This window comes from Candidatus Neomarinimicrobiota bacterium, assembly GCA_012964825.1.
GTDB lineage: Bacteria > Fidelibacterota > Marinisomatia > Marinisomatales > S15-B10 > UBA2125.
In genome coordinates this window covers 23,621-32,221 of record DTTI01000044.1, presented here as the reverse complement: position 1 = coordinate 32,221, position 8,601 = coordinate 23,621, and the positions used below count along the sequence as shown (strand labels likewise).

Annotated in this window: 11 protein-coding genes and 1 pseudogene; 9 read left to right on the top strand and 3 right to left on the bottom strand. The window is 47.9% G+C overall.

All coding sequences use genetic code 11. From position 1 onward, the window contains the following. The 3 genes from EYO21_05010 to EYO21_05000 form a co-directional block, all read left to right on the top strand. On the top strand, positions 1-645 hold a 645-nt coding region (locus EYO21_05010), incomplete at its 5' end, for an SLC13 family permease (protein ID HIB03167.1). Positions 646-679: 34 nt separating this feature from the next. After that, on the top strand, positions 680-1,333 hold the full coding sequence (gene rpe / locus EYO21_05005; GenBank protein HIB03166.1) for a ribulose-phosphate 3-epimerase: 654 nt from the start codon (positions 680-682) through the stop codon (positions 1,331-1,333). A gap of 4 nt (positions 1,334-1,337) precedes the next feature. Further along, a complete protein-coding gene (locus EYO21_05000; protein HIB03165.1) occupies positions 1,338-1,775 on the top strand; it encodes a ribose 5-phosphate isomerase B in 438 nt (145 codons plus the stop codon). Between the two features lie 46 nt (positions 1,776-1,821). Here EYO21_05000 and EYO21_04995 read toward each other — a convergent pair whose 3' ends face one another. The 3 genes from EYO21_04995 to EYO21_04985 are packed head-to-tail and all read right to left on the bottom strand — an operon-like array spanning position 1,822 to position 3,756. After that, positions 1,822-2,859 carry a serine/threonine protein phosphatase gene (locus tag EYO21_04995; GenBank protein ID HIB03164.1) on the bottom strand — a complete coding sequence of 346 codons (1,038 nt, stop codon included), beginning with the start codon at positions 2,857-2,859 and terminating at the stop codon, positions 1,822-1,824. A gap of 47 nt (positions 2,860-2,906) precedes the next feature. Next, entirely contained in the window at positions 2,907-3,140 is a 234-nt protein-coding gene (locus EYO21_04990) for a DUF167 domain-containing protein (GenBank protein HIB03163.1), read from the bottom strand. Continuing rightward, positions 3,133-3,756, bottom strand: a complete 624-nt coding sequence (locus tag EYO21_04985) for a molybdenum cofactor guanylyltransferase (protein HIB03162.1) — start codon at positions 3,754-3,756, stop codon at positions 3,133-3,135. The genes EYO21_04990 and EYO21_04985 overlap by 8 nt, the downstream gene beginning before the upstream one ends. A 72-nt stretch (positions 3,757-3,828) precedes the next feature. Between EYO21_04985 and EYO21_04980 the strand changes: the two genes are divergently transcribed. The 6 genes and pseudogenes from EYO21_04980 (at position 3,829) to EYO21_04955 (ending at position 8,601) form a co-directional block, all read left to right on the top strand. After that, positions 3,829-4,176: an ArsR family transcriptional regulator gene (locus EYO21_04980; protein ID HIB03161.1), complete on the top strand. Its 348-nt coding sequence runs from the start codon at positions 3,829-3,831 to the stop codon at positions 4,174-4,176. A 1-nt stretch (position 4,177) separates the two neighbouring features. Then, positions 4,178-4,414: a sulfurtransferase TusA family protein gene (locus EYO21_04975; GenBank protein ID HIB03160.1), complete on the top strand. Its 237-nt coding sequence runs from the start codon at positions 4,178-4,180 to the stop codon at positions 4,412-4,414. Between the two features lie 18 nt (positions 4,415-4,432). Further along, positions 4,433-4,954: pseudogene (locus EYO21_04970) on the top strand (peroxiredoxin family protein). Then, positions 4,954-6,105 carry an MBL fold metallo-hydrolase gene (locus EYO21_04965; GenBank protein HIB03159.1) on the top strand — a complete coding sequence of 384 codons (1,152 nt, stop codon included), beginning with the start codon at positions 4,954-4,956 and terminating at the stop codon, positions 6,103-6,105. Before EYO21_04970 ends, EYO21_04965 begins: the two are co-directional and overlap by 1 nt. Continuing rightward, entirely contained in the window at positions 6,071-7,009 is a 939-nt protein-coding gene (locus EYO21_04960; GenBank protein HIB03158.1) for a hypothetical protein, read from the top strand. The genes EYO21_04965 and EYO21_04960 overlap by 35 nt, the downstream gene beginning before the upstream one ends. Then, the gene (locus EYO21_04955; protein HIB03157.1) at positions 7,006-8,601 is read left to right on the top strand and encodes a 4Fe-4S dicluster domain-containing protein; all 1,596 of its coding nucleotides are present in this window, start codon (positions 7,006-7,008) and stop codon (positions 8,599-8,601) included. Before EYO21_04960 ends, EYO21_04955 begins: the two co-directional genes overlap by 4 nt.

The window sequence follows — 8,601 nt, the reverse complement described above, 5'->3', positions numbered from 1 at the left end:
GATCTGGCCATCCTTCAAGAGCATGACATCAGTCTTCACAAGGTGCGATTCTGGTGGCTGGCCATCGCCGTTATACCGCTCATAATGCTGATTGCCGCTACCGGTGTTGTAGATATTCTCCAGGCTGCACTTATAGGGACAGTGATTCTTCTGCTGGTAGGCGCCATCACCCCGCAGGAGGCTTATCAGTCAGTAAACTGGTCTGTAATAGTAATGATAGCGGCTTTCATCCCTGTTGGTATTGCCATGGAGCGGTCTGGCGCTGCCCATATCCTCGGCTCCTCCATCACCACTTTCGGCAATATGTTCGATTCGGACATGGCTCCCAGGGCAGCTATGTCTTCCCTTTTTTTTGTGGCAGCAGTGATTACGTCCATCATGTCCAATAATACAGCTGCCATTGTTCTCGTTCCTGTGGCCTTTTCTGTTGCCGGCCAGATGGGCGTAGACGTGAGGCCGTTCATTTTTGCAGTGGCCTTTGGTGCTTCCACATCTTTCATCACACCTATTGGTTACACGACAAATCTCATGGTGTATGGTCCCGGTCAGTACCGGTTCTCTGATTTTATAAAAGTGGGGACACCCCTGAACATTCTTTTCTGGATTTTGGCAACATTTCTCATTCCCGTCTTTTGGCCCTTCTGAAGATTCCTTAACTTCGATACCACAGGGGATCAGATTGGCCAAACTTTCACCATCCTTACTGTCAGCTGACTTTTCAAACCTTTCCCACGCACTGGATCAGTGCAAGGCAGGGGGCACCTCCATGGTCCACATCGATGTTATGGACGGCCACTTTGTCCCAAATATTACCATGGGGCCTGTGGTAGTAGAGGGGGTTCGGCGGTCCACTGATCAGGTTCTGGATGTGCACCTTATGATCGAGAACCCTGACCGCTACATCGCCGATTTTGCCAAAGCCGGCTCAGATATGATTACCGTTCACATTGAGACATGCCTGAAAGTTCAGGAAGTGTTCCAGCAGATCCGGGACGAAGGGGTCAAGCCGGGTATTACTCTCCGCCCCAGCACGGATCTGGAAACGATCGAGGATACGCTGAATGAAGTGGATCTGGTACTGGTGATGTCGGTTGAGCCTGGCTTCAGCGGACAGGCTTTTATTCCCGAAATGATGGACCGCATTTCCAAAGTCCGTGAATGGGTTGATAAGATGGGGAAGACCCGGCCCGAAATTTCTGTGGATGGTGATGTGAAACTCCACAATGCCAGAGAAGTGATTTCGGCTGGTGCTAATATTGTGGTCTCAGGCTCCGGTGTTTTTGGCACGTCCGATCCGGTAGATACCATGAAGGAATTCGCCGCCCTTACTTGAAATAATGAAGATCCACCTCGCCACAGACCACGCCGGCCTTGAACTGAAGAACGCTATCGGAAAATATCTGTCCCAAAAAGGTCATGACATCACCGACCACGGTGCCAATGAATACGATGCCGAAGATGACTATCCCGATTTTATTTTCCCCTGCGCCGAGGCGGTGGGGGCTGATCCGGAGAGCCGGGGTATTATTTTAGGCGGATCTGGCCAGGGGGAGGCCATGACGGCCAACCGTGTCAAAGGTGTCCGGGCTGTTGTCTATTACGGATCAGAGCGGGACATTCCCAGGCTCTCTCGTGAGCACAACAATGCGAATATTCTCTCCCTTGGAGCCCGCTTTATATCAGAAGAAGAGATCTATGATATAATTGACCAGTGGCTGGCGGAGGCCTTCGCCGGCGGTCGCCACAAAAGGCGCATAGACAAACTGGACAGATAACAGATTCCTGTTCACTAGAGACACTTATTAACTGAGACAAAGTTTCCTATTCATCAGTGTCCTTGCACTTTGACGCTTGGAAGCAGAGATTGTCACCTCCTGCTGGGATGTGGCCCGTCTTGTCAAGAATACCGTCTAGCCTCACATTTCCTATGGTGGGGCCATCTCTGGTCATGGTTACCAGTGTAACGTGGTCGAAGGCCATGTCATTGTTTTCGCCTTGTGCTCCTCCTGTCGTCCCAAGCATAATGTAATCCCGCCCATTCTTTACAGTGTGAGAATAGGTGTGGAAGTGGCCGTTGAATAGTGTATAGGGGCGGTTGGACAAGGCAGATTCAATGGCTGAAAATTCAGGCTCATCATCTCTCAACCAAACCGGCTTATGTATGAACAAGAATGTCCAGTCTACATCAGGGTAATCGGCGATGGCTTTAAGAAAATATTCAGACTGTTCTTTTCCAATTTCACCGGTTCGCCTTTCAGGCATTTTTATGTATTCCATTGCCTGGGCTTGTTCTGGTTCGACCCTGTCTCTCGCTTCCAGGTATGCGGCACGGGCCAGATAGATCTCCCGCATCCGCTCATCTGAATAGTCTTCACTGTCCAGGGCCAGGAACAGCACGTTCCTGTAGACAAAGTGGTAATACCGGGCGCCGTACCGTTCGGTCCAGACATCTCGCATGGTTTGGTTTGTCAGATCGTGATTACCTCCCACATAAAATACAGGAGCCATAGCTTGAGAGGCCCTTTCATCGAAGGAACCCCATTCCTGTCGTAATGTTTCCCTGTTTTCAGTACCCCCATTGATGAGGTCTCCTACACTGAGGATAAGTTCAGGACGCAGGAGAGAGAGCTGTGCCACCGCAATTTCGAACACCTTCTCACGCTCACCACCGTTCAGATCTGAAAATATGGCAAAAGTGAACTTATCCTCTACATTGTCAAACCGATTATGCGTCCACGGTGTTGGCCTGTTATTGAAACTGTGCTGGAAAGCGGGTGGGACCGTTCCTGAGCAACCCATAAGCAACAGCAGCGCAGCTACAAATATTGTCTTATGAAATGCAATAGTCCTGGTATTCATAAAGCGTATCTCCTATTTGATGTAAATCACCACTGCAGAAAGGTTTTTCAGATATCCAGCTGAATAAGTTTGATGCGCCCGGTTTTGCCGCTCTTGATGGAGACTCGGGACTTGGTCACTTTAAACTGTTTGGCGATCAGCTCAATCACGGCTCTGTTGGCCTTGCTGTCTTTGGGTGGTGCTTTCACTTCCGCAAGCCAGGTGCCATTCTGGAACTGTCTTAGACTGTTCTCCCGAGCGTTAGGTTTTACCTTGATCAGAAGTTTTTTCACCTCACTCATTTCTTAGCAGTTTTTCAGCGGTGCCTAAATCTTCCGGAGCATTCATATTGAAAAATTGTTTCTCAGGCATAGACACCTTATTGCATTTTACAGTCTTGACAAAGTGATAAAGGCTGAGTTGGCCATTCGAAATGAAAGCCTCAACGGTCTCAGCAAGTCTACGGTGATAAAAGGCGCAAGTCACTTGAAGGTGGGCATCAGACTCGGGAGCTATGATATCTTTTTCACTGTCCCGGTTCTCCCAGATTTTCTCAAGGAGACTTGCTGTAATAAGGGGCAGATCGCAGGAGAGCAGCAGATTCCATTCGTGAACGCTGTTTTTCAGTAAAGTATAGAGCCCCAGGATGGGCGCTTGGCCTTCCAGCTCATCTTTATGAAACGGCTTGTCTAAATCAGCCGGTTTCTCCTTGCCGATGACAATTCTCTCTTCGAACCTTCCGCACACTTGCCACAGCCGGTCCAGCACAGTCTCACCGCCGACCTTGACTTTCCATTTGGGTGAACCGAACCGGCGGCTCTGGCCGCCAATGAGGATACCGGCTGTGGCTGGGATCAGGGGGGACATTTCTTCAACAGGTAAAATACGAAAGAGGTACCATCTATCCCTTGCTCTCATTATCACTTGACTCAATATAAGAAAAGTGTTATATATCAATCATTGCATGGAATAATTTTGGGGAACTTAGATATGAATAATTCTCTTTCTGTAGAATTCTTCCAGCAGGCTTCGCATGTAATCAAGGCTTTGGGACATCCTCAGCGCCTGAAGATCATTGAATTTCTGGACACGAGGGAGAAGTCCGTGGGTCAGATCCAGGAACATCTGAATGTTTCTCAGCCTCTTGCGTCACAGCATCTACGCTATATGCATAGCCGGGGAATTGTGAAATACCGACGGCAGGGGACCACATATTACTATTCCATTGCCTCCCAGTTCATATTCAAGATATTGGACTGTGTCTCTGAGTGTCAACATAAAGTTGAAGCGGGAGAGTGGGAACTGGGCATGTTTGAAACTGAAGAAAAGGGGAGGTAATATGTCAAATTATCAAGAAGATTATTTACTGGACTGCTCTGGATTGAACTGTCCATTGCCGGTTCTGAAAACAAAAAAGGCCATGGATGGACTCAACACAGGAGAGGTGCTTAAAATGATTTCAAGTGATCCCGGATCAGTGAATGATCTAACCGCTTGGGTCAAAAGGACTGGCAACGAGTTGCTGAAATCAGTCGCGAAGGATGGTCAATTCACTTTTTTCCTAAAAAAATCTTAAGAAAAGGAGGACAGAACAATGAGTGAAACTACTGACAAACAAAAAAGAATGGCACTCATCGCCTCCAAAGGAACATTGGACTGGGCGTATCCGCCGTTCATTCTCGCTTCCACAGCGGCTGCCATGGAGATGAAGGTGGGCGTATTCTTCACCTTTTACGGTTTGACACTGCTTAAAAAAAACCTGAAACCCAAAGTAGCGCCTCACGCTAACCCTGCAATGCCCATGAAGATGCCGTTTGGTTCTGACGGATTCCAGCAGATAGAGTGGCCAATGCCTAATATTCTATATGGGGAACGTGCCTGGCTTCGAAACTGTGGCAACCTCTCTCATGAAGCAGACCTTTAAAAAGAAAGGTGTGGCCACCATCGAAGAACTACGGGACATATACCTGGAAAGTGATGTTAACTTATCGGTTGCCAAATGACCATGGATGTATTCGGTTTCAGCAATGATGACTTTATTGATGGTGTGGACATTGGCGGTGCAGCAACTTTTCTTGAATTTGTCTGTGAAGCGGATATCCAGCTTTTTATTTGATGTCCAGGTCCTACGTTTATTCTTCTGAAGACCTTTTTAGCGATTTAATCAATAAGACCGATTTCCACCTGCTGGACGTGAGAAACGAGGATGATTTCAGCAGTTTCCAGGTGGAAAGTCCTTACACCTTTGAAATGTCCAACATACCGTATTTTGATTTTATTGAGGAAGAGAAAGCTTCCGTGGCAAGGATACCGAAAGAGAAACCTGTGAAAATTGTCTGTGCCAAAGAGGGGTCAGCCCAGTATGTGGGTGACATTCTCACCGCCAACGGTTTCAGTGATGTGGGCTACCTGTCCGGCGGCATAAAGACCTGGGGAGAACTGCTGACGCCCGTAAGAATTAACCCGGAAAGTGACGACTACGGCCTTTACCAATTCATTCGTCCCGGAAAAGCGTGCCTCAGTTACGGTGTGGTTTATAAAAGTCAGATGGCCGTGGTGGACCCATCACGAAATATCAATTTCTATACCCGGTTTGCTCAGTCACACGACGCTATCATTACCCAGGTGGTGGAGACCCACGCCCATGCTGATCACCTTTCCGGTGGAATGGAGATTTCTGGTGATGACAAAGCTGAAATGCTGGTTCATAAACTGGATTTCCCCGATTCCCCCTTCAGTTATGTTTCTCTTGAGCATCAAGAAAAGGTGACCCTATGCGGTGATGGCCCTCAAATGGATGTTTATCATACACCGGGCCATACGGAAGGGAGTGTTACCTACTTCATTGACGGAAAATATCTCATCACGGGTGACACCTTGTTTATTATCTCAGCCGGCAGGCCGGATCTCGGTGGCAAGGCGGAAAAGTGGGTTTGTGATCTATACAAAACCCTTATTCACCAATATGCCGAACTGCCCGGTGATGCCGCCGTTCTACCGGCCCATTATGTCACCTGGGAAGAGGCGAATGAGGACCTTCGTTTTGTGGCGCCGTTGAAAAAGTTGCGGGAAAATAATCCTATTTTTACTCTCGCTTCGGAAAATGAATTTGTTCAGTTCATTTTTGACCATATGCGTGAAATGCCGGAAGTCTATATCGATATTAAGCAAGTCAACCGTGGGCTCATTAATGTAACAGATGAAGAAGCGGATATTATGGATCTTGGAAAAAATGAATGTGCGGCAAGCCACTATGACAATAGCTGACCGGTTTTTCTTTTTAACTCTGTCACTTTATTTTTCTCTTTTGTTGGCAACTACCTCTGGTTTTTCTCAATCGGAAACCTTCCAGCCTTATATCCTTCTTGGAGAAACGGGAAAAAACTTTGACGGTACTGAAGAAGCTATTATTCAAAAATTCTTTATGAATGATGTGGAAATCTTGGGCAGATACAGGCCTGTTGATGATTCCGGCAGATACATGTTCATTATTACAACGAAACATCTGAAAAAGGCCGCCAGGAATGGCGGCGACTATGGGCTTTTTATAGGTGTCTTACACCTGGCTTTGGATTTGAAGGGAGATATGGTTTATCTCTCGGTTCCCAATATCGATTACTGGGGGAATCTTTATTTGCAAGATGATTTCGCAAAAGTGGGCAAAGCAGTTGGGGAATTCAAAACGGACCTGCCCCGACTGTTACCACAGTTGAGAGGAAGATTCATGCGCCCCTTTGGGGCGTCTGAGCCACTCACTTCGGAAAAGCTGAAAACCTACCGGCATTCTCGGCGTTACCCCACCCGTGATGAAATGATTGAACTGGGGCAGTTTGAACAACATGTCGATGCTGTTAAGTTTGTGGAAGAAAGTTTAGAGAGCTCCAAGGGGTTGGGAAAATTGTACAGGTTTGATATCATGCGGAAGGATGCCACACTTTTTGGTGTCCAGATTCCTCAGGAAAGTGAAATTGCTGAAATTTTGGATCGGGATGAACGTAAAAGAACACCCTTTTATCCCTGGCAAATTGCGATAGTTGAGGGACGGATTTTTACCCCAGCACCCCTATTTCGTATCCCTGCAGGATTTCCCGATTTGACCCGTCGGCAGGTCTCCAAGCTGAAAAAGCTGGCAAAACATATTGAAAATTCTGTTTTGGAGTTAGGAAGATGAACCTCGGGTTCCTCATCGATAACAGGAAATGTATTGGCTGCCACGCCTGTACGGTAGCCTGCAAGTCCGAACATGAGGTGCCCATTGGTGTGAACCGGACCTGGGTAAAGTATGTAGAAAAGGGGTCTTTCCCCGACACTCAGCGCCTCTTTTCTGTTTTGCGCTGCAACCATTGTGAGGAAGCACCCTGCGTAGAAATATGTCCTACCAGCGCGCTTTATTATCGGGATAACGGTATTGTCGATTTCGACACTCAACGGTGTATCGCCTGCAAGTCGTGCATGCAGGCATGCCCTTATGATGCTCTTTATATTGACCCGGACGACCACGTGGCAGAAAAGTGCAATTTTTGTGCACACCGAATTGATGTGGGGTTAGAGCCTTCCTGTGTGGTGGTCTGCCCGGAAGAGGCCATTGTTTTCGGTGATTTGGACAATGAAGAATCCAATATTTCCCAGCTGGTGAAGAATGAGCCTGTTACGGTCCGGAAACCGGAGAAGGGGACAAAACCAAAACTTTATTATATCAATGGTGACAAAGCTTCTCTGGATCCTATGTCGGCGAAGCCTGACGACCAGTACCTCTGGAGTGAACAGTATAAAGGTGTAGGTCATTTTTCCCACTTTGCCGAACAGAAGGCCAACGAAAAAGATCCCAAAGATATGCTCATCCAGCTCGCCATGGAGGCGGGGGCAAAAAGAGAGAAAGGCAACTCCCCTGACGAAATTGTTGAAACACTTAAATCCGGTGATGCGCGCCGGGTCTATGATAGTCCCAGCAAAGGTGTTTTGTGGGGATGGGAGGTTTCAGCCTATGTCTGGACAAAGGCCATGTCCAGCGGACTTTTCTTTATGACTTTTTTCTCCAAACTTATGGGGTGGGCAACATTTTCTCCTGCTGCCGAGATAAACTCCCTTTGGGGTTCACTCATATTTTTACTGCTTACCACCGTCCTGTTGGTCAAGGATTTGGACCAGCCAAGGCGGTTTCTTTATGTCATTCTCCGGCCTCAATGGACCTCCTGGTTGGTGAAAGGGGCCTACGGCCTTGTGTGCTTTGGAGGTGTGCTGACACTGCTTCTTTTGAACAGTTATCTGAACCTTATGAACCTCGCCTGGCTTGAGTGGGTAGGTGCGGCCCTGGCTCTTTTTTCTGCCGTTTATACCGCCTTCCTTTTCGCCCAGGCCAAGGGGCGGGATTTCTGGCAGTCTCATATGGCCCCTTATCAGATGGTTATACACGCCCTTCTGGCCGGCGGAGCCGGTATTGCACTGCTAACGGGCGGGATTTCAACGGGACTTGCTTTATTTATGGTGGGTTTGCTTCTTCTTAATCTCGCTATTTTCGCGGCAGAGCTTACTTCCTCAAGACTGACCGATGACGCCCGGACCGCCGCTCAGATGATCCTTCGTGGACGGTATGCAGCACCCTTCTGGATGGCAATCGGGCTGACAAGAGTCATCCCTCTGATCATTTTGTTTGTCGGCGTGACGGTCGTTCCGATTCAGATCTCTGTGCTGGTACTTCTTGCTGGAATTCTTGTAACGGAACATATCTGGATTAGAGTCCCTCAACTGATAGCCTTGAGTTAA